This is a genomic window from Xanthomonas sp. NCPPB 1754 (assembly GCF_041475725.2).
GTDB lineage: Bacteria > Pseudomonadota > Gammaproteobacteria > Xanthomonadales > Xanthomonadaceae > Xanthomonas > Xanthomonas euvesicatoria.
This window is the reverse complement of record NZ_CM192982.1, coordinates 3698038-3718888: the sequence shown is the minus strand read 5'-3', so window position 1 is coordinate 3718888 and position 20851 is coordinate 3698038. Positions and strand designations below refer to the sequence as shown.

The following is a 20851-nucleotide window of genomic DNA, read 5'->3' as shown; positions in this document are numbered from 1 at the left end:
AAACAAAAACGCTTGCTGCCTCTCCGATGCCGGTAGGCAGCAAGCATCGCTCCTGAGTGTGCGTTGCTGGGACGGCTTTACTGGTCGCTCTTGCACTCGAAGACCGACACGCTGCGCGGCGGGGCCAGGAATTCGCTGGCACCGGCCGGCATCATGTCCACTTCCAGCGCTTCGTCGGTGGAGAGCACCAGCTTCCAGTGCACCGGCTCATCGGAGGAGGGCAGGGTGAAGGCCACGCCCTCATGATAGGCGTTGATGACGATGAGCAAGGTGTCGTCATTGGCCAGTTCCTTGACCCCCGAGGTCTGCGCCTTGCCTTCCAGCAGCAGGCCCACCGAACGTGCGGCGGGGTCGGTCCAATGCGCATCGTCCATTTCGATGCCGCCCGGATTGAGCCAGGTGAGATCGCGCAGACCGGCTTCTTCGTTGTATTGGCCGTTGAGAAAGCGGCCCCGCGACAGAATCGGGTATCGCTTGCGCAGACGGGTCAGTGATTTCACGAACTCGGTCAGGCGGCCGTCGGTGGGATCGTTTTCCCAATCCAGCCAGGTGATCTCGTTGTCCTGGCAATAGGTATTGTTGTTGCCTCCCTGGGTCTGCGCGCGCTCGTCGCCGCTGAGCATCATCGGCGTGCCTTGCGATAGCAGCAGCGTGGCAAGCAGGTTCTTCATCTGCCGCTCGCGGATCTGCAACACCTCGGCGTTATCGGTGTCGCCTTCTTCGCCGTAGTTGCATGAGCCATCGTTGGACGAACCGTCGCGATTGTCCTCGCCGTTATCGATGTTGTGCTTTTCGTTGTAGCTGACCAGATCGCGCAGGGTGAAGCCATCGTGTGCGGTGATGAAGTTCACCGATGCCCACGGGCGCCGGCCGCGGCGATCGAACAGATCGGCCGAACCGGTGAAGCGGGTCGCAAATTCCGCCAGCTTGCCGTCTTCGCCTTTCCAGAACTCGCGCGCATTGTCGCGGAACTTGTCGTTCCACTCCGACCAACCCGGCGGGAAGTGACCCACCTGATAACCACCTGGGCCGCAGTCCCACGGCTCGGCGATCAGCTTGACCTCCGACAGCAGCGGGTCCTGGTTGCAGGCATCCAGGAAGCCGCCACGTTGATCGAAGCCGCTCGGCTCGCGGCCAAGAATGGTGGCCAGATCGAAGCGGAAGCCATCCACATGCATCTCGCCGGCCCAGTAGCGCAGCGAATCGTTGACGAACTGGATCACCCGCGAATTGCTCAGATTCAGCGTATTTCCGGTGCCGGTATCGTTGATGTAGTAGCGCTTGTCGTCGGCCAGGCGGTAATAGCTGGCGTTGTCGATACCCTTGAACGACAGGGTCGGCCCCAGCTCGCTGCCTTCGGCGGTGTGGTTGTAGACCACATCCAGAATCACTTCCAGACCCTGCTTGTGCATGGCCTTGACCATGTCGCGGAACTCATCGCGATGGCCGCTGGACAGGTAGCGCGACTTCAGCGCGAAAAAGCCGATGGTGTTGTAGCCCCAGTAGTTACGTAGCCCCTTGTCGAGCAGATGCTGGTCGTCCAGGTACGCGTGTACCGGCAACAACTCCACCGCGGTGATGCCCAGGTCCTTGATGTATTGGAGTACCTGCGGCTGGGCCAGGCCGGCGAAAGTGCCGCGCACCGCCTCTGGGACCTGCCGATTGCGCATCGTGTAACCGCGCACATGGGTTTCGTAGATGACCGTTTCATTCCACGGCTTGAGCAGGCGGGTGTCGTCTCCCCAGTCGTAGGTGTCTTCGACCACCACGCACTTGGGCATGAAGGGCGCGCTATCGCGTTCGTCGAAGCTCAGGTCGCCGTCGGGGTGGCCCACGGTGTAGCCGTAGAGCTCGTCGGCCCAGATCAGGTCGCCATCCAGCTCGCGCGCATACGGGTCCAGCAACAGCTTGTTGTGATTGAAACGATGACCTTCGGTCGGCGCATAGGGGCCGTGGACACGGTAGCCATAGCGCTGGCCCGGCTTGGCATCGGGGAGATACCCGTGCCAGATTTCGTTGGTGTACTCCGGCAGGTCGACGCGGGTTTCGTTGCCCTGTTCGTCGAACAGGCACAGCTCGACACGCGTGGCATGCGCGGAAAACAGCGCGAAGTTGGTGCCCTTGCCGTCGAAGACGGCACCGCGTGGGAACGGGCGCCCCTGACGGATGCGGGAGGGATTGGCATAGGCCGCGCTTGCTGGACGTCGCATGGAGAGTCTCGGATGCGCCGGCACGCCGGCATTGAGGGGCCTCAAGCATTGCGTCTACAGCTGTGCAAAACGCGTTACGGCAACAGGGGTGTGGCGTGAGGGCGGCCGTCGGAACCGTTGACGTGGCGTGCCCTCGCAACGTCCCGTCGGCGCGCACGCGCGCCACAGTGCGGCCATGCGCAAGCAATCGGGCAAGGCCACCGACGGGTTGCGATCTGGATAAGGCACGCGCGAAGTGCGTTGCGCGACACGCGTCTGCGTTGCTTGAGCGACGCGCCAACGCCCTGCTAGCATCGATCCGGTTGAGGCCGTGCAGCCACAGCGTTGTTGGACTTGTCGCGTTACTTCGCTCTTTCATTCTCGGGGCCGTCGCAGTCGGCCTGATCGCAGCGTACATCGCGGGCCTGCCGCGAACGCGCAATCGGCCTGCACTGTACGGACTTGGGTCACTTCGTCATCAGACTCTGCCCATGTCCAAGCCGCGCCGCGTACCTGCCGCGATGAAAATCGCCATCCTTTCCCGCAACAGCAAGCTGTATTCGACCCGGCGGCTGATCGAAGCCGGTCGCAAGCGTGGTCACACCGTACGCATCCTCGACCCGTTGCGCTGCTACATGCGCATCGCCGCCGACGGCTTCAGCCTGCACTACAAGGGCAAACCGATCACCGGCTTCGATGCGGTGATCCCGCGCATCGGCGCCTCGGTCACCCGCTATGGCACCGCAGTGCTGCGCCAGCTCGAGTTCATGGGCACCTACACGCCCAACCCGTCGGACGCCATCCTGCGCTCGCGCGACAAACTGCGCGCGCATCAGTTGTTGGCCGCGCAGGGCATCGACATGCCGGTCACCGTGTTCGGCGACAACCCCGACGACACCCAGGACCTGCTCTCCATGCTCGGCCCGCCGCCGCATGTGGTGAAGTTGAACGAGGGTGCGCAAGGCGCCGGGGTGATCCTGACCGAAAAGGCCAGCGCCTCGCGCGGCGTGGTCGAAGCGCTGCGCGGGCTATACGCCAACTTCATCGTGCAGGAGTTCATCGGTGAGGCCGAAGGCGCCGACCTGCGCTGCTTCGTGGTCGGCGACAAGGTCGTCGCGGCGATGCGCCGCCAGGCGGCCGAAGGCGATTTCCGGTCCAATCTGCACCTGGGTGGCACTGCAGCCGTGGCCGAGGCAACCGAGCAGGAGCAGGAGGTGGCGGTGCGCTCGGCACGCGCCTTGGGCCTGGCAGTGGCAGGGGTCGACCTGATCCGGTCAAAACGCGGCCCACTGGTACTGGAGGTCAACTCCACCCCAGGTTTGGAAGGAGTGGAAGGCGTGTGCGGCGTGGATGTGGCCGCGGCGATTGTCCAGCACTTGGAGCAGTCCGTCCGCCGATCGGCTGGCTAACGGCTTTACCAAAAAATTAACGAAAATCTAATTACGGCCTCGCTAGCCTCTCCCGACCGTAGCTCCGCTCTCGGCAGTGACGGTGATCGGGATGAACTTTTGGCCCAAGTGCGGTGTCGCACTTGGGCCTTTTTATGGACGGCTTGCCGCTGTAGGGGTTCGCGTCTACATTCGCCAATGTTAAATCGGTCGGGCAAGGAGGCGTCGCATGGCAAAACGATGGAGTGTTACGGGACTGCTGCTCGCGGCGGGCCTGATGAGCGGTCATGCATTGGCGGTCGTGCTCGATCTGGACAAGCCGTTCAAGCCTCAGGCGGCGCAGGTCCGCACCGACCTTGCCGACGGCGAGAAGTACTCTGAGATCAGTCAGGATGAGCGCGCTAAGGTGAACGCTGCGCTGGATCGGATCGAAGCAGCATTCCAGACGCAGCCAGATATCCAGGCACTGCAGCCAGAGCAATTGGCAGCGGTTCGCAACGATCAGGAGCTCGTCACCCGAATTTTGACCAAGGCACGCGAAGATAGCCGGCTGATTTGTCGGCGCGAGCGCGCGACTGGGTCGCAGATGAGTACGAAACAGTGCATGACGGCTGCCCAGCGGCGCCGTCAGACCACGGTGAGTCAAGACGAAATTTCTCGGCGCCAGCGCTAAAAACAGCTTAACGAACGAGGTTCCAGTGCGAATTCTAGTAATTGAAGACAACAGCGATATCGCCGCAAATCTCGGCGATTACCTCGAAGACCGGGGTCATACGGTGGACTTCGCCGCCGACGGGGTGACTGGCCTCCACCTTGCCGTGGTGCACGAGTTCGACGCCATCGTGCTCGACCTCAACCTGCCTGGCATGGATGGCATCGAAGTCTGCCGCAAGCTGCGTAACGAGGCGCGCAAGCAGACCCCGGTGTTGATGCTGACCGCGCGCGACTCGCTGGACAACAAGCTGGCCGGCTTCGACTCCGGCGCCGACGACTATCTGATCAAGCCGTTCGCGCTGCAGGAAGTGGAGGTACGCCTCAACGCGCTGTCGCGTCGCGGCAAGGGCGTGCATACCCGCGTGCTGGAAACCGGCGATCTGGAATACAACCTGGATACGCTGGAAGTGCGTCGCCGCGGCAAGCTGCTGCAGCTCAACCCGACTGCGCTGAAGATCCTGCAGGCGCTGATGGAAGCCTCGCCGGCGGTGGTCACGCGCCAGGAGCTGGAAACCCGCGTGTGGGGCGAAGAGCTGCCCGACTCCGATTCGTTGCGCGTGCATATCCACGGCCTGCGCGCGGTGGTTGACAAGCCGTTCGATGTGCCGATGATCCAGACCCGCCACGGCATCGGCTACCGCATCGCCTCGCCCGATGCCTGAAAGTACGAGCGAGACGCGGCCGGCGCGCCGGCGCGGCCGCTATCGGCGGCGCCTGCGCAGCCGCATCATCTTGTCGTTCGTGTTGCTGGGCTTCTGCCTGACAACGCTGTTCGCCTTCGCCACCAACTGGGCGCGCTCGCGCGTGGAAAACCAGTTGGTGGAAGACGTGATGAACCGCAATATCGACGCCTTCGCGCAACGCTTTTACTCCGATCCGATGCGCAATCCCGATCTGCCCCTGCAGCAGATGCGCGGGCGCGTGGTCAAAAGCGACAAGTTCGAAGCGCTGCGCCGCGAACAACCGGAGTGGTACCAGCTGCCCGACGGCATCCACACCATCACCGGCGTCGACGAAAGCGGCAATACCTATTCGTACAAGCTGGCGGTGCGCAAGACGCCGAGCGAATGGTTCTTCCTCGCCTACGACATGACCCAGGCGCTGAAGGGCGAAATCCAGCTCAAGCGCACCCTGATCTTGTCAGTGTTGGTGTTCAGCGGGTTTTCGCTGCTGATCGGCTGGTGGTCTGCGTCCAAGGTGATGCGCCCGGTCTCCGATCTGGCTGCGCGCCTGCGGGCCTATCGTGGCGGCACCAGCCAACCCAAACCGCTGGCGGCGCATTTTCCGGACGACGAAGTCGGCCAGCTGGCCGAAGCGCTGGACGACTACTCGGCGCGTCTGACCGAAGTGGTGCAGCGCGACCGCGAATTCAACGCCGACGTCAGCCACGAACTGCGCACGCCGCTGGCGGTGATCCGCGGCGCTACCGAATTGCTGCTCACCAAACCCAACCTGGACGAAAAGGTGTTGCAGCGGCTGCAACGCATCCAGCGCGCCGAGCAGCAATGCAGCGATTTGATCGGCTCGTTGCTGTTGCTCTCGCGCAACGAGCGCGGGCAGGGCAATAGCAACGTCGCCAAGGTAGCCGAACAACTGATCGACTCGCACCGCGCGCAGCTCGGTGGAAAACCCCTGGAGCTCGTGCTGGAAGGCGTGCGCGATCTGGTCATCGATGCCCCGGAATCGGCCCTGTCGGTCGCGCTCGGCAACCTGATCGGCAACGCCGTCAAATACACCCAGGATGGCCAGGTGCGCGTGCGCGTGCTGGGCGATGCAGTGGAAGTGATCGATTCGGGCCCCGGCCTGAGCGAAGAAGACGCCGCCAAACTGTTCCAGCGCGGCTACCGCGGGACCCACGCCGGACACTCGCAAGGCGGCGGCATCGGCTTGTCGATCGTCAGTCGTCTTTGCGATCTGTACGGCTGGCGGGTCAGCGTGCGGCCAGGGCAGGAGCGGGGCGTGATTGCGACATTGGCGTTTCATCGCTAGCCAACCACCCGCGTTCGCGTAGGAGCGCACCCGGGCGCGACGGCCTTACCCATTGCGCCCCCAGGGCAGCGCCTCCAGACAACAACCACACCCAAAACCCAGCTCAGCGCTCCACCACCGTCACCACCAGCTCGCCCGCACGTGCCGTGATCTGCAGCTTGCACCCAACCGCAAACCCCAACTGCTCCAGCCACAGCCCGCGCAAGCGCAGGCTGGGAATCCGCTGGCTGTGTGGCCGGCCCGGCGCTGCATCGTAAAACGCATAGCCCACCGTGCAGCGCGTGCCTTGCGCGGTGGCCGCGGCGGCAGATCGTCGACGCGAGGCCTGTGGCGACGGTCGAAGGCGAGGTTGTCCGCATCGAACGTGGCGACGGCACCAGCTGCATGGGCTGCGTGTCCTTTACCGGCGTGGCCGCCTGCCTCGCGGTAGCGGGGCGCTCGGCGGTGGGTTTGGATCGCTTGGTGGTTGAAGGTGGCGTCCGGCTCATCGCCTCACCTCCGCCAGCACCACGGAGCGACGACGCCCACCAGCCAATACCGATGCATCTGTCATGACAACGCCTCCTTCGAAGAACAGGCACCGTCGCCGGCTGGCGACGGGATGTCGGGAGGTTAGAAACCGCTAGTAGTCGGCGGGCGTATTCCTCCCGAAGGAGTGTTGTATTAGCCGCCCTCCCGACGCAGGCATCGCGTCGGTTTGTACCTGCAGGCAGGCACAAAAAACCCACCAGTTTGACGGAGGTGGGTACCGCTACTAGAGGAGTTTCTACGCTCCTTGAGACAGAGGTTGCTACTGGTTACTTGGTATGTCAACTGTTTGACGAAAATCAGTCTTGCCTGTGTCTAGCCGCCACGGTGGCTAGACATAGGTGCTTCTGTTAGCCATTTAGTAGCAGATTTTTGCTGACATGCAGAACCAAAACGCTAGCGGAGCGATTCATAAATTACCGTAACAAGGATCATCCACGACGCGCCTGCAATTGCCATTATTAAACCTCGCTTGTCCCATGCTGATCGGAAAGGCTTTGTTTGAGGTGCAGCTAAGAACGATCCCCATCGAATTAGACCCCCTAGCCCAAGAAAAAATCCACCTGCAAGCATCGCTAGGATATAGGCCAGCTTCATTGCGCTTCACACGAACATTTTTTCTGCTGAATAACAACGGCATTGCCTGCAGCAGCACCATAAACAGTAGCGTCAAAACCGCCTTGGCTTTGATGCCATCCTATGCTCTCAGCTCCAGCGCCGAAGTTCCACCAGGCTCCGCCAATCGATATTTTTTGATACATCTGATAGCCCATGCCAAATGAAACTGATCCTCCAGAGAATTTCGCATAAGGACCGTTGAATACATCAGGGTCTGGTACATCATTTGAGTCCGTGAGTTCTACTTGCGAACCAGCCATTGAAATTGGTGTACCTAATCCAGCTGCACCTCCGACTGCCATCACATAGGCAGATGCGAGTCCGCCACCCGGACAGGGGGAAGTGACTTGATAGAAGTCTATGTTCAAGCCGAACTTTCCTGCGCCGACACCAATTCCAAAAGTAGAGCCTTTCCAAGTGGCCAAGCCATAAAAATCCATGTGGACAAAAGGACCCTGCAATGCGTATCCAAAAGTACTGATGCCACCTCTCAAGCCAAACGGATCACTCTGCCCATACCGCCCAGTAGCAGGGTCATAATCCCGGAAGTAGTTCTGATTCAACCCACTCGCCGCATCAAAGCGCTGCCCCGGGAAGCGCATATCCAACACCAACGCCGCCCCATCGCCATCCGGATCCTGATTTGGCGCGGTGTTGCCGAAGGCTTCGCCCTTCAGGCTCCACGTCCACACCGCCACATCGCGGGTTGGGTCGATCACCACGCGCGGGCTGCCCAGGTGATCGGGTTCGATGTAGTGCAGTTTGTTGGCGTTCGCCAGCAGGCCGACTGGTAGGTCGTCCAGCCAGATCGCCTGCTGCTTGGGCGCGCCGTTGCTGTCGTAGTCGCCCAGCCAGTGGCCGGCTTCATCAAAGAGCGTGTAGGTGTTGGTGGTGCCGAGGAAGCGGCGCAGCTGTTCGCCTTTACCGTTGTAGCGATAGTTCATGGTCACCGCGCCGGCGCGGCGGGCCTGGGTCATGCGGCCGGTGGTGTCGTAGGTGTATTGGCGGGCGGTGCCGCCGATGGCGGTGGTGTTGCCGGTGGCATCGTATGTACGTGCGACGCCTGCCATGGCGCTGAGGCGGTGGCTGTCGGTCGGATAGCTATAGATCTGCGTGGTGGTGCCGACCTTGGCGCTGAGGCGGTTGCCGGTGGCGTCATAGCTGTAGCCGTCAATGACAGTTCCGGTGACACCATCTGTGAGGCCGGTCAGGCGGCCCAGCGCGTCGTAGCCCAGGCCGATCTCCGGCGCGGGATTGCCTGCGGGCGTCAGCGCGGTGAGGTTGCCGGCCGGGTCGAAGCCAAACCCGACGTCCAGCCCACCCGGGCGGGTGTCCTGGATGGCCTGCGGGCGATAGTCCAGATCGTACTGGCGGGCGAGGGTGCGGCCATTGCCGTAGGTCCAGCCGGCAGCGGGGCCGAACGGGTAGTAGCTGGCGTTGCCCAACAGCACCTGCCGGCTGCCGCCGGCGGGCGTGACGCCAACTTGCGTGGTCTGGCCTTGTGCATTGCGCACGTAATCGACCACAGCCCCGTCGGGATACGTCATCCGCCGCAACTGGCCGCCGACGGTGTAGTCGTAACGCAGCACCAGCGCCTTGCTGTTGCTGGTCTGTACCTTGCGCACCAGATCGCCGAAGCGGTTGTAGCAGTACTGGGTGATGGCGCCGCCGTCCTGCATCTTGGTCAGGCGACCGATCGAAAACGTCTCGCCGCTGGCGCACGCGGTTTGGGTCACGTCATAGGTGTAGGTGACGTTGAGGCTGGTGGTGGGGTAGGTGACCTTGGTCAGGCGATTGAGCGCGTCGTAGCTGTAGGCGGTGGTGTTGCCGCGCGCATCGGTCTGGGTGGCGCGGTTGCCGGCACTGTCGTAGGTGTAGCTGGTGACGCCGGTGTCCGGGCTGGTGAGTTTCACCAGATCGCCGAACCCGTTGTACTCGTAGGTGGTGTCCAGGCCCTTGGGGTCGGTGACCTTGGTCAGGTTGTCGAGTGCGTCGTAGGCGAACTTCGTGTCGGCCTTGATGCCGGCGACATCCTGCAGCGTGCGCGACAGGCGATTGAGCGGGTCGTACTCGCTGTGCGTCGCGGTTGCCAGCGCATCGGTCACGGTGGTGACGTTGCCGTTGGCATCGTAGCCGAAGTCGGTCGGGTCGCTGGCGGCGGTGGCCTGGGTCTTGAGCTGGCCGAGCTGGTTGTACACACGCGAGAGCGTGCGCTTCAACGTACCCGACGCATCGCTGGTGTCTTCCTTGATGCGATTGCCGGCGTTGTCGAGCGTGTAGTGGACGGTATTGCCCGCGTTGTCGGTAATGTCGGTCAGCCGATGCGCCGCATCGTAGGTGAAGGCAGTGAAAGCGCCATCGGGCTGGGTGACCTGCCTGACCAGGCCGGTGGGCCAATAATCGATGCGGGTGATGCGGTCATCGGCCTCGCTGGAGGCATCGGCGCCACGCACCTTGGCGGCCGTCAGCCAACCGCGCGGGTGATAGGTGTAGTCGGTGACTATGCCGTTGGTGTCCTTGATGGACAGCGGGCGGCCGGCGCCGTCGTAGGCGAGGTATTCGGTGACTTGGCCGAGGGCGTTGGTGACTTTCCAACGGTCGCCTTTGCGGTGCGGGCAGCTGCTGGTGGAAGAAGCGCAGCCTGCGTCATCGGTCATGTAGTAGTTGAAGCGCGTAATTCGCCATTGAATGCCATCGTAGTGCTGGGCTGTCAGTTGCAACCCCGCGCGTGGGCAACCGGAACCCGCATCAACATCTGATTGTTCACAGAAGCTGCTCATATCCTTTCTGACAGTACCGGTTTTGCCATCCGTGATAGCGGAAGTCAGGATTTGTCCACGTTGGGTGAGCGTCCATTCCTGCTTGTGATGGAGGTCGCCAGCGCCAGAATAAATCGATCTGGCGACGGGAGTGGGGAGGGTGGGATGCCAGTCGACTGCAACTTTTTTTATGGTCAGGCCGTCGCGCGATGTTGTTTCCAGGGTGCGAAGCCCGCGTGCGTTGTAATCTTCATCTATCTCCGTGCCATTGAAGTACTGCTTGACATCGGCATAGCCTAAGACATCGTAGGTTTGGCTCTTGATGCTCTGCGAGGTACCGCATGCAGGACAATTGGTAGTTGCCGACGCAAATTTGGCTCGCCCGTAGCTGACGTTCATGGCAAACGAAGAGGAAGCGCCTAGCGCGCTTGTCACCGTTGCCGAGCTCTGGTCATAGGCAATCTTTGTGTCATCCACCGGATCCGAGGCTGCGCCATGATAGCTGCGTGTTCCGCGACCTGACTGATCGTATTCCCAGGATGCGAATCGGGTGCCTTGCTCATCGACGATTCCCGTCAGGGCACTGGGAAAGTTGTTGTCTTGGTAGAGATAGGATCTGACTGAGCCATCCTGCGTCGAGGCGCTTTGCAATCGGTTCTTATCATCAAACGCATACGTCAGCCTCCCCCCATCCGGCAGCGTAATAAAATCTAGGTGCCCATATTTGTACGAAAAGGCAAGACTTCGCCCATTCGCATCAGTCGCTACTGAAACTTTCCCCTCACTGTAGCGAAAGGTTATAAAATCGCCGTCAGGGTAGTCGATTTTCTGCAAGTTGCCAGCTGCATCAAACTCTTCAATGGTCTGATCGGGAGCGTGGACATGCCAGCTCACCAGCGCCCCGTCCTCCCTAACTGCCTCGAGTACGTAGCGCACGTCGCTTTCTGCATGCCATTCGCCACTTCCCACGTCCTTGAACAAATAAGAGTTGCCACTTGGTCTTGTGAGCAGAACTGTTTTTGCGCCCGATGTTAAGTTGGCTCTGATGGACCGCATGTAAGAATGCCGCCACTCAATGCCTAGCGGAGAGCCGGCATCAAGCCCAATATTTCCGCTGGTGTAAAAGCGAGCGAATTGGAGTTTGGTTGCGGGTGCAGAGAAATCTGTATCTTTCTGTATCTTAGCGCCCGTGAAAAAATTGACCGGGTTCCCTGCAGTGCAAGATCCAGATGTTGAGGCATCACACTCGTTGTTCTTGCCTGGATCGATTGGCCGGCGAATGCATGTCATGAAGTTGCTTGGATTGGGATCAAATCCAGCTGGGCATTGCCAATGTTTTGCCAGCAATGTAGGGAAATAACCGCTGCTTGAAGGTCGGCAAGTGGAATTGTCTGTGGTGCAATTATTTGCGCTTGAAAATCCAGCCGCAATGTAAGGGCGAAGTTCTGGTCCCTCCGGCCCTGTGTAGCTGATAACCACTATTGATGCGGGTTGTCCATTCCATAGCCCGTTGCCTTGTCCTCCACATTGGAGGATCCGGCAGCCAGCTCCATAATTGTCAATCTCCGGATTGAGTTCACCGGGTAGTGGTGGGATATTGCTAACTTCGAAGTCCTGAGCGAGTACAGCAGATGCAGAAAGGCAGAGCGCCGTCATTAAAATAAGGCTTGATACTTGTTGCAGCGCAATTCCCGTGAATCGCTTTTGAGAAATTAACAGTGAATTATTTGATTGGGTGATACATGAGTTACTGCTTCGGGCATGCATTGCTCTCTTCCTTGATGGCTAAAATAATGGCGGGGGTAAGGGGTGTATTCATGCAACTATGCCCGAAGTTTCACTTGGGCGCATTGTTTGCACTCCTGCAATGCGAAAAGTAGCGTTTTTCGCCGATGCTCGTGACATGGTTTGCAACCATGGCCGCGCCATCGTTGCCTACGATCAAGCGCTAATGCTCTGAAGCGGCTACCCGATAGACAACATCCAACCTGCGCGCTTCCTGCTCCAATTGTTCCGGAGTGCGATCATTGCTAACAATATCGTCTGCGATGGCTTCTCGCTGGTCGCGCGTTGCCTGCGCGGCGATCATCCGATTCGCCAATTCGGGTGTTGCGCCATCGCGGCGCATTAGGCGCGCGTGCTGCAATGCGGCCGGGATATCGACGACTAAGATGCGGTCCAGCCACGGGTAGGTGGCACGTCCCCCGGCTTCGGCGAGCAGCGGGATCGCCACGATGGTATACGGTCCCCGGGCAGCCAGTGCCGCGCGATGCAGCTCGGCACGGATGGCGGGGTGAGTAATGGCTTCGAGCGCCTTCCGTTGAATTGGATCGGCAAAGACAATTTGGCGCAAGGCCTGTCGGTCCAGCATGCCATCCGGCAACAAGATGGCGCGCCCGAAGCGATCAGCGATGGCATCAAGAATGGGGCCGGGCTCTACGACCTGCCGCGCAACCACATCGGCATCGATGACCTGTACACCCAGCTTCTCGAACTCCGCGGCCAGCGCGCTCTTGCCGGACGCGATGCCGCCCGTAAGACCGACGATGAAATCGCTCATCGTCGCGCCAGGGTCAACGCAGGCCTGCGAAGTGCAGGTAGCCGTCCACCAGGTCGTTGCCCCAGAAGAACACCACCCAGCCGGCAATGGCCAGGTAGGGGCCAAACGGGATGGGGGTGGCGCGGTCGCGGCCCTTGACGACCAGCCAGATCGAGCCGAGGATGGCGCCGACGAGCGAGGAGATCAGGATGATGGGCAGGATGCCTTTCAGGCCGCACCAGGCACCGAGCGCGGCCAGCAGCTTGAAGTCGCCATGGCCCATGCCTTCCTTGCCGGTGAGCTGCTTGAACAACCACCACACCGTCCATAGCGACACATAGCCGACCGCCGCGCCCAGCAGGGCAGGCTTGGCCGGCATGTACAGGTTGTCCATCGACCCGACCAGACCCAACCACATCAGCGGCAGAGTCAACTGGTCGGGCAGCAGCTTGTGCCGTAGGTCGATGCCCGACATCGCCACAAGAAAGCAGCTCAGCACGATCGCGCCGAAGCCCTGCCAGCCAAAGCCGAAGCGCCACACGCTGGCGACGCACAGGATGGAGGTGAGCAACTCGACCAGTGGATACTGAATCGAGATCGGCTTGCCGCTGTAGCGCGACTTGCCGCGCAGCATCGCCCAGCTCAGGACCGGAATGTTTTCCCACCACTTGAGCTTGTCGCCTGTCACCGGGTCGTGCGACGGCTCCACCACGATCCCGGGCGGCGGCGGCTCGTAGATATCCGGCAGTTCCAAAATCTCGCGCGCATCCCGCCGCCATTGCCACTCCATACGCTTGGGCAAGCGCAGGATCACCACGTTCAGGAAGCTGCCGATCAGCAGTCCCAGTCCGGCCGCGGCAGGAAAGCCGAGACCGGGATGCTGGTCGAGAAATGCCATTACGTCTTATCCAACCACTGCGCCGAGTTTGAAGATCGGAAGATACATGCCGATGACCATGCCGCCGACGATGGTGCCGATGAACACCATGATCATTGGTTCAAGCAGGCTGCTCAACGCATCCACGGCATTGTTGACCTCCTGCTCGAAATACTCAGCAACCTTAAACAGCATGGCATCCAGTGCGCCTGCTTCCTCGCCAATCGCAGTCATTTGAATAACCATGTGTGGGAACAGGTTGACCTGCTTCATGGCCATGTTGACTGGATAGCCCACCGATACGTCGTCACGCATGCGCAGCACTGCTTCTTCATAAACTTTGTTACCAGTCGCCCCCGCAACAATGCCGAGTGCTTCCACGAGCGGAACGCCAGCCTTGAAGGTCACGGCGGTCGTGCGCGCAAACCTTGCAATGGAACTGTTATGCATAATTTGGCCGATGACAGGCACCTTCAAGACCAGGCGATCCATGCCATGTTGCATGCCATGCCATGTTGCATGCGAGGTGAGCGCTTGTAAGCGAAGATGAAGCCGGTAATCGCGCCACCGATGACGAGCAGCATTAGCCACCAGTAGCTGATCATGAAGCGAGATGCCGCAACGATCATCTGTGTGAACGCGGGAAGTTCGGCTCCAAACCCTTTGAAGACTTCTTCGAACTGTGGAACAACAAAAATGAGCAAGATGGCGCTAACAATGAGGGCGACTGCAACGACCATTGCGGGGTAGAAGAGCGCCTTCTTGATCTTGCCTTTCAAGGCCTCAATGTTTTCTTTGTAATTGGCGACTGTGTCTAAGACTGTCTCCAGCACGCCTGCGCCCTCTCCCGCGCGGACAAGGTTGCGGTAGAGCTCGTCAAACTGTACCGGATGCTTGCTGATCGCTTCATGCAGTGAAGAGCCGCCTTCAATGTCGGTCCTTATCTGGCCGACCATTTTCCTCATTCGTGGGTTTTTGTGCCCCTCGCCAATGATCTCAAGCGATCCTACGATGGGAACGCCGGACTTCATCATAGTTGCCATCTGACGACTGAAAAACGCAATGTCCTTAGGGCCCACTTTTTTGCCGGCAGCGCCAAAAAGTGGTTTGGGCTTGGGCTTGACGACAGTGGGCGTAATGCCCTGGCGACGAAGCTCTGCACGCAACATGTTCACATTGCGCGCCGCCTGCTCCCCTTTCATCTTGATGCCACGCTTATCCGTCCCCTCCCATACAAAAGGCTGCATCTGGCTGTTGCTTCGGTCGGCTGGCTGTTTTTTGATTACGTTACGCGCGACTGACATAAAAGTTCCCCGTCGGCCATCCCCAGGCCGGAACTGGGCATATGGTAGCGCCTTTAGGCGCACTTCACACGATAGTGGAATCTACTAGGAGCGTCCAAGGAGGTCCTATGTGGCGACTAAAAGTGACCACTTGCGTCACATCGCAAGAGGGGTCGCACTTCTGGAAAATCGTGCTTTCAATCGGCTCAGGGTCTGCGATGCTTTGCCGCGGGGAGACTCCTGGGTCGGGACATAGAGTTGGCACGCAACCTGCTTAGCCCACCCTGCAAGAACCTGGCGTCTAGGTCTTACGGCCGGCGACGTGCGGCAACCTTTGATACTCACTACCTCTAGGGGATGTACTCATGAAGAAGCAACAAGGCTTTACCCTGATCGAATTGATGATCGTTGTTGCGATCATCGCAATCCTGGCCGCCATTGCTCTTCCGGCTTATCAGGACTACACCATTCGCTCGCGTGTTTCGGAACTGGCCGTGATGGCTAGCTCCTTTAAGACGACCGTTGCGGAAAACATCGCCAACAACGGCGGCACCCTGCCAGCTGACGCTTGCGTCGGCGTTGGTGCTACCGCTGCGACCACTAATATGGCTTCCATCGCTTGCACTCCCGCGACTGGCAACATCGTCGTAACCGGCGATGCAACTCGGACCAAGGGAACCGTTTTGACCTATGCTCCGACAGTGGGCGGTGCTAACTCGGCGGTTGGTACCACTTGGACCTGCACCGGCAGTGGTAGCCAGTCCAAGTACTATCCGGCCGAGTGCCGCCGCTAATTGTCGATGCGGTAGCAACTCCGTGATCGAGAGGCCTCGCAAATGCGGGGCCTCTTTGCGTGAGGCATTCGTCGTGGCTTTCGTACAGGAGCTTCTATGAGCCGGGTAAACGGTTTCACCTTGCTCGAGCTAATGATCGTCGTGGCCATCGTCGGGATATTGTCTGCATTGGCCCTGCCGGCTTATCAAAGTTATGTAATCAAGGCGCGCGTGACCGAAGCTATTATTTTGGCTGACTCTGCCAAAGCTGCGGTGACTCAGAATGTCAATAATGAAAATGCTTTGACAACTACTGCATGTGCGGGGGTGAGCGGGCTGTCGTCTCCCACTAAAAATGTAGCGTCTTTCACGTGCCAGGGCGCAGGAGTGCTGACTGTCGTTACGACCAACGTTGCAGGCTCGGTAACTCTGTCACTTGTACCCAGCTACAACTCGGATCGTCCGGTAATCTGGACTTGCCGACATGTTTCTGGATCGGCTAGTTACGTGCCTTCAGATTGCCGAAATTGATGTAGTTAGTTAAGTTGATGTGCCTGCGCAGGAGTTTTGCCATGAACGTTGCAATCGGCTCAAATCTAGTTGGAATTACTGGTATTGCGCGGCGCCTTGTTCAGGATGGTGCGCTTGATGAGGCGAGCGCGCGTGCGGCAATGGATCACGCAACCCAGGCCAAAGTTCCTTTACCGCAATGGTTCGCCGAAAAGAAGCTTGTAACAGCCGCACAACTCGCGGCCGCCAACGCAGTCGAGTTTGGCATGCCTTTGATGGATGTATCGGCGTTCGATGCCAGCCAGAACGCGGTCAAGCTGGTCAGCGAGGAGTTGCTCCAGAAACACCAAGTGCTGCCGCTGTTCAAGCGCGGCAACCGGTTGTTCATAGGGGTGAGCAACCCGACACAGACTCGCGCGCTGGACGACATCAAGTTCCATACGAACTTAGTGGTCGAGGCGATCCTCGTCGACGAAGATCAGATCCGCCGGACGCTCGAGCAGTGGCAGGCCAGCAATGCGTCGTTGGGTTCTTCGCTTGGCAACGACGACGAGGAAATGGGGGATCTGGACGTCTCGGCCGGCGACGAGGACATGGGCGCCGGCGGGGATTCCGGGGTCGATGCCAAGGGCGACGACACGCCGGTGGTGAAGTTCGTCAACAAGGTGCTGGTGGATGCGATCAGGCGGGGAGCCTCGGACATCCATTTCGAGCCGTATGAAGACGACTACCGGGTGCGCTTGCGCATCGACGGCTTGTTGAAGAACGTGGCGAAGGCGCCGGTGAAGCTGAACCAGCGCATCGCAGCGCGCTTGAAGGTGATGTCGCAGCTGGATATCGCCGAGAAGCGGGTGCCGCAGGACGGGCGCATCAAGCTCAACCTGTCCAAGACCAAGCAGATCGACTTTCGTGTCAGCACCTTGCCGACCCTGTTCGGTGAAAAAGTGGTGCTGCGTATCCTGGACGGCAGCGCGGCCAAGCTGGGCATCGACAAGCTGGGCTATGAGGCGGACCAGCAGAAGCTGTTCCTGGAGGCGATCCACAAGCCGTACGGGATGGTGCTGGTGACCGGGCCGACCGGCTCGGGCAAGACGGTGTCGTTGTACACCGCGCTGGGCATCCTCAACGACGAGACACGCAATATCTCCACCGCGGAGGACCCGGTTGAAATCCGCTTGCCTGGCGTCAATCAGGTGCAGCAGAACAACAAGCGTGGCATGACCTTTGCCGCAGCGTTGCGCTCGTTCCTACGCCAGGACCCAGACATCATCATGGTCGGCGAAATCCGTGACCTGGAGACGGCCGAGATTGCGATCAAGGCGGCGCAGACCGGTCACATGGTGTTGTCGACGTTGCACACCAACGATGCGCCGCAGACCATCGCACGCTTGATGAACATGGGCATCGCGCCCTACAACATTACCTCGTCGGTGACCTTGGTGATCGCGCAGCGTCTGGCGCGGCGGTTGTGCAACAACTGCAAGCGCAAGTCGACGCTGCCTGACAACGCCTTGCTGGCTGAAGGATTCACGCCCGCACAGCTTGCTGCCGGGATCGAGCTGTATGAGGCGGTCGGTTGCGACGAGTGCACCGAAGGCTACAAGGGGCGTACGGGTATCTACCAGGTCATGCCGATGACCGACGAGATCGGCGCGATCGTGCTGGAGGGCGGCAATGCGATGCAGATTGCCGAGGCCGCGCAGGCGATCGGTATCCGCGATTTGCGGCAGTCGGCCTTGATGAAGGCTGCCCACGGGGTTACCAGCCTGGCCGAGATCAATCGGGTGACCAAGGACTAAGGGCTGGGAATCGGGAATCGGGATTGGGGAATCGAAAAGCCTGGGAACTCTACGTCCCAGGCCTTTTTGTTTGGACAGCTGGGCCAATGATTACAGCGGGCCACCGCAAGATGATGCGTGAGCCAATCCATAGTGGCGTCTCCCGCGAGAACCATCGACGTCCCCCCAATTTTGAGTAGCACCTCAGTTTGGAGTCCAATTCCCTACCCCAAGGAGATTGGACGTGAAGAAGCGTTTTTCTGAAGAACAGATCATCGGCTTCCTGCGCGAAGCTGATGCCGGTGTGGCGATCAAGGATCTGTGCCGGCGGCATGGCTTCAGCGAGGCCTCGTATTACCTGTGGCGCAGCAAGTTCGGCGGAATGAGCGTGCCCGACGCCAAGCGGCTCAAGGATCTTGAGGCCGAGAACGCGCGGCTAAAGAAGTTGCTGGCCGAGCAGTTGTTCGAGAACGACCTGATCAAGGATGCGTTGCGAAAAAAGTGGTGAGCGCACCGGCGCGTCGTGCGCTGGTGCGCGAGTGGATCGGGCGTGGTGCCAGCGAGCGTCGCGCCTTGGCGGCGATCGGCATGAGCGCCAGCGCGCTGCGCTATTGCCCACGCCAAGACCGCAATGGCGAACTGCGCGAGCGCATTCTTGCGTTGGCGCATCGCCATCGCCGCTACGGCGTGGGGATGATCTATCTCAAGCTGCGACAGGAAGGACGCCTGGTGAACTACAAGCGCGTGGAGCGGTTGTATCGCGAGCAGCAGCTACAAGTGCGGCGCCGCAAGCGCAAGAAGGTGCCGGTTGGCGAGCGTCAGCCGCTGCTGCGGCCAGCGCAGGCCAACCAGGTGTGGTCGATGGACTTCGTGTTCGACCGCTCCGCCGACGGCCGAGTGATCAAGTGTCTGGTGATCGTGGACGACGCAACGCACGAAGCGGTCGCCATCGAGGTGGAACGCGCGATCTCCGGGCACGGCGTTGCGCGCGTGCTGGATCGGTTGGCACACAGTCGCGGTTTACCGAAGGTGATCCGCACCGACAACGGCAAGGAGTTTTGCGGCAAAGCGATGGTCGTCTGGGCACATGCCCGTGGTGTGCAACTACGGCTAATCCAACCCGGCAAGCCAAATCAAAACGCCTATGTTGAATCGTTCAACGGCCGACTACGCGACGAATGCCTCAACGAGCACTGGTTCCCGACGTTGCTGCACGCGCGCACCGAGATCGAACGCTGGCGACGCGAATACAACGAGGACCGACCGAAGAAAGCAATTGGCGGCATGACGCCGTCCGCTTATGCCCAACATCTGGCAAACACCGATATCATCAACCCCGGACTCTAAACCCGACCGCTACTCAGGGCGGGGGGACGTCGCCATCGCAGCCGGCGACTGCGCTTTTACGATTCCCGATTCCCGATTCCCCACTCCCGATTTCCGGCTCTTCTACTCCATCCCCAGCTTCTTCAACTTGTAACGCAGCGCGCGAAACGTGATGCCCAGCTGCGCCGCAGTCTTGGTCTTGTTCCAGCGGTTTTCTTCCAGTGCCTTCTGGATCGCGGCGCGCTCCAGTTGCTCGATGTAGGACGGCAGCGCGGCTGAGGCCGGGTCGATGTCCACGACGGCTTCGCGCGGCTCGGCCGCGGCGCCTCCGTTGGGGACGGCCAGACGGTGGCCGCCGTGAGCGGGCAGGCGCAGGTCGGTGGCGCTGATCTGGTCGTCTTCGGCCAGGGCCAGGGCGCGTTCGAGGATGTTTTCCAGTTCGCGTACGTTGCCTGGGAAGCCGTAGTGATTCAATGCGTCGAGCGCCGACTGGGTCAGCAGCGGAATGGGGCGGCCATGGCTGTGCGCCAGGCGCGCGATGATGGCAGCGGCCAGCTGCGGCAGGTCGCCACCGCGTTCGCGCAGCGGCGGCACACGCAACTCGATTACGTTGATGCGGTAGTACAAGTCATGCCGAAAGCGGCCGTCGGAGACCAGGTCGCCCAGGTCCTTATGGGTGGCCGAGAGGATGCGCACATCCACCAGCGATTCGCTGGATGCGCCGACCGGTCGCACCGACTTTTCCTGGATGGCGCGCAGCAGCTTGACCTGCATCTGCAACGGTAATTCGGCCACTTCGTCCAGGAACAAGGTGCCGCCGTGCGCGGCCTGGAACAGGCCGGGCTTGTCGGCATGCGCGCCGGTGAAGCTGCCCTTCTTGTGGCCGAAGAATTCGCTTTCCATCAATTCGGCGGGAATGGCGCCGCAGTTGACCGGCACGAACGGGCCGGCGGCGCGTGCGCCTTGTTCGTGGATGGTGCGTGCGACCAGTTCCTTGCCCACGCCGGATTCGCCGACGATGTAGACCGGCGCCTGGCTGCGCGCGACCTTGCCGATGGTGGCGCGCAGGCTTTCCATGGCACTGGAGTCCCCGAGCAGGCGGCTGGCCTGTTCCGGTGGCGGCGGTGGCGGAGCGGGACGGTCGCGATTGTTCAATTCCAGCGCGTGCTTGACCAGGCCGCGCAGCACGCCGATGTCGACCGGCTTGCTGACGAAATCGAAGGCGCCGGCTTTCAGCGCTTCCACGGCCAGGTCCATGCTGCCGAAGGCGGTGATCATCGCCACCGGCGTCTGCGGGTAGTGTTTTGCGATTTCGGTGACCAGTTCGATGCCGTTGCCGTCCGGCAACCGCATGTCGGTCAGGCACAGATCGTAGGGGTTGTTGGCCAGCAACTCGCGCGCCTCGGCCAGGTTCGCCGCGGTGCTGATGCGCAAGCCCATGCGGCCCAGGGTGAGAACAAGCAACTCGCGGATATCACGCTCGTCATCGACAACCAGGGCGCTTTTGGGTTCGTTCATGGGACGCACGATAGCCCAGCGTGATGATGGTCGACAATTGTCGAGCAGGTCGCGGCCCACCG

13 protein-coding genes and 3 pseudogenes are annotated in these 20851 nt (G+C 60.5%); 8 read left to right on the top strand and 8 right to left on the bottom strand.

Annotation, left to right across the window (positions count from 1 at the left end; genetic code table 11):
- Positions 1-77: 77 nt before the first annotated feature.
- Positions 78-2210 carry a glycogen debranching protein GlgX gene (gene glgX, locus ACCQ15_RS16110; RefSeq protein WP_372380792.1) on the bottom strand — a complete coding sequence of 711 codons (2133 nt, stop codon included), beginning with the start codon at positions 2208-2210 and terminating at the stop codon, positions 78-80.
- 500 nt (positions 2211-2710) lie between these two features.
- Between glgX and rimK the strand changes: the two genes are divergently transcribed.
- From rimK to ACCQ15_RS16090, 4 genes are all read left to right on the top strand, one after another.
- Positions 2711-3598: a 30S ribosomal protein S6--L-glutamate ligase gene (gene rimK / locus ACCQ15_RS16105; RefSeq protein WP_136732910.1), complete on the top strand. Its 888-nt coding sequence runs from the start codon at positions 2711-2713 to the stop codon at positions 3596-3598.
- 208 nt (positions 3599-3806) lie between these two features.
- A complete protein-coding gene (locus tag ACCQ15_RS16100; RefSeq protein ID WP_071118754.1) occupies positions 3807-4250 on the top strand; it encodes a hypothetical protein in 444 nt (147 codons plus the stop codon).
- A gap of 25 nt (positions 4251-4275) precedes the next feature.
- A complete protein-coding gene (locus ACCQ15_RS16095; protein WP_003490678.1) occupies positions 4276-4953 on the top strand; it encodes a response regulator transcription factor in 678 nt (225 codons plus the stop codon).
- On the top strand, positions 4946-6280 hold the full coding sequence (locus ACCQ15_RS16090; protein WP_164738656.1) for a sensor histidine kinase: 1335 nt from the start codon (positions 4946-4948) through the stop codon (positions 6278-6280). Before ACCQ15_RS16095 ends, ACCQ15_RS16090 begins: the two co-directional genes overlap by 8 nt.
- 103 nt (positions 6281-6383) lie before the next feature.
- On the opposite strand, the pseudogene ACCQ15_RS16085 reads toward ACCQ15_RS16090, so the two are convergent.
- From ACCQ15_RS16085 to ACCQ15_RS16060, 6 genes and pseudogenes are all read right to left on the bottom strand, one after another.
- Positions 6384-6666: pseudogene (locus ACCQ15_RS16085) on the bottom strand (SymE family type I addiction module toxin).
- Positions 6667-7401: 735 nt separating this feature from the next.
- Positions 7402-11166, bottom strand: a complete 3765-nt coding sequence (locus ACCQ15_RS16080; RefSeq protein ID WP_506187863.1) for an RHS repeat-associated core domain-containing protein — start codon at positions 11164-11166, stop codon at positions 7402-7404.
- A gap of 54 nt (positions 11167-11220) precedes the next feature.
- Positions 11221-11475 (bottom strand): annotated as a pseudogene (locus ACCQ15_RS16075) (DUF6531 domain-containing protein); the annotation flags it as partial.
- 658 nt (positions 11476-12133) lie between these two features.
- Positions 12134-12745, bottom strand: coding sequence for a dephospho-CoA kinase (gene coaE, locus ACCQ15_RS16070; RefSeq protein ID WP_109290722.1), 612 nt, complete (start codon positions 12743-12745; stop codon positions 12134-12136).
- Between the two features lie 13 nt (positions 12746-12758).
- Positions 12759-13622 (bottom strand): prepilin peptidase, encoded by an 864-nt coding sequence (locus ACCQ15_RS16065; protein WP_338339028.1) that lies wholly within the window; start codon positions 13620-13622, stop codon positions 12759-12761.
- A gap of 6 nt (positions 13623-13628) precedes the next feature.
- Positions 13629-14905: pseudogene (locus ACCQ15_RS16060) on the bottom strand (type II secretion system F family protein).
- A gap of 344 nt (positions 14906-15249) precedes the next feature.
- Here ACCQ15_RS16060 and ACCQ15_RS16055 point away from each other — a divergent pair.
- From ACCQ15_RS16055 to ACCQ15_RS16040, 4 genes are all read left to right on the top strand, one after another.
- Entirely contained in the window at positions 15250-15678 is a 429-nt protein-coding gene (locus ACCQ15_RS16055) for a pilin (RefSeq protein ID WP_005921364.1), read from the top strand.
- Between the two features lie 96 nt (positions 15679-15774).
- Positions 15775-16188 carry a pilin gene (locus ACCQ15_RS16050; protein WP_005921365.1) on the top strand — a complete coding sequence of 138 codons (414 nt, stop codon included), beginning with the start codon at positions 15775-15777 and terminating at the stop codon, positions 16186-16188.
- Between the two features lie 41 nt (positions 16189-16229).
- Positions 16230-17966 carry a type IV-A pilus assembly ATPase PilB gene (gene pilB / locus ACCQ15_RS16045; protein WP_338339029.1) on the top strand — a complete coding sequence of 579 codons (1737 nt, stop codon included), beginning with the start codon at positions 16230-16232 and terminating at the stop codon, positions 17964-17966.
- Positions 17967-18189: 223 nt separating this feature from the next.
- Positions 18190-19292, top strand: a protein-coding gene (locus ACCQ15_RS16040) for an IS3 family transposase (RefSeq protein ID WP_372166127.1) whose coding sequence is annotated in 2 segments (ribosomal slippage) — positions 18190-18448 and positions 18448-19292 — 1104 coding nt in all. Because the reading frame shifts where the segments join, the coding sequence is not laid out codon by codon here.
- A gap of 102 nt (positions 19293-19394) precedes the next feature.
- Here ACCQ15_RS16040 and ACCQ15_RS16035 read toward each other — a convergent pair.
- Positions 19395-20849: a sigma-54-dependent transcriptional regulator gene (locus ACCQ15_RS16035; RefSeq protein WP_011348337.1), complete on the bottom strand. Its 1455-nt coding sequence runs from the start codon at positions 20847-20849 to the stop codon at positions 19395-19397.
- Between the last annotated feature and the right edge of the window lie 2 nt (positions 20850-20851).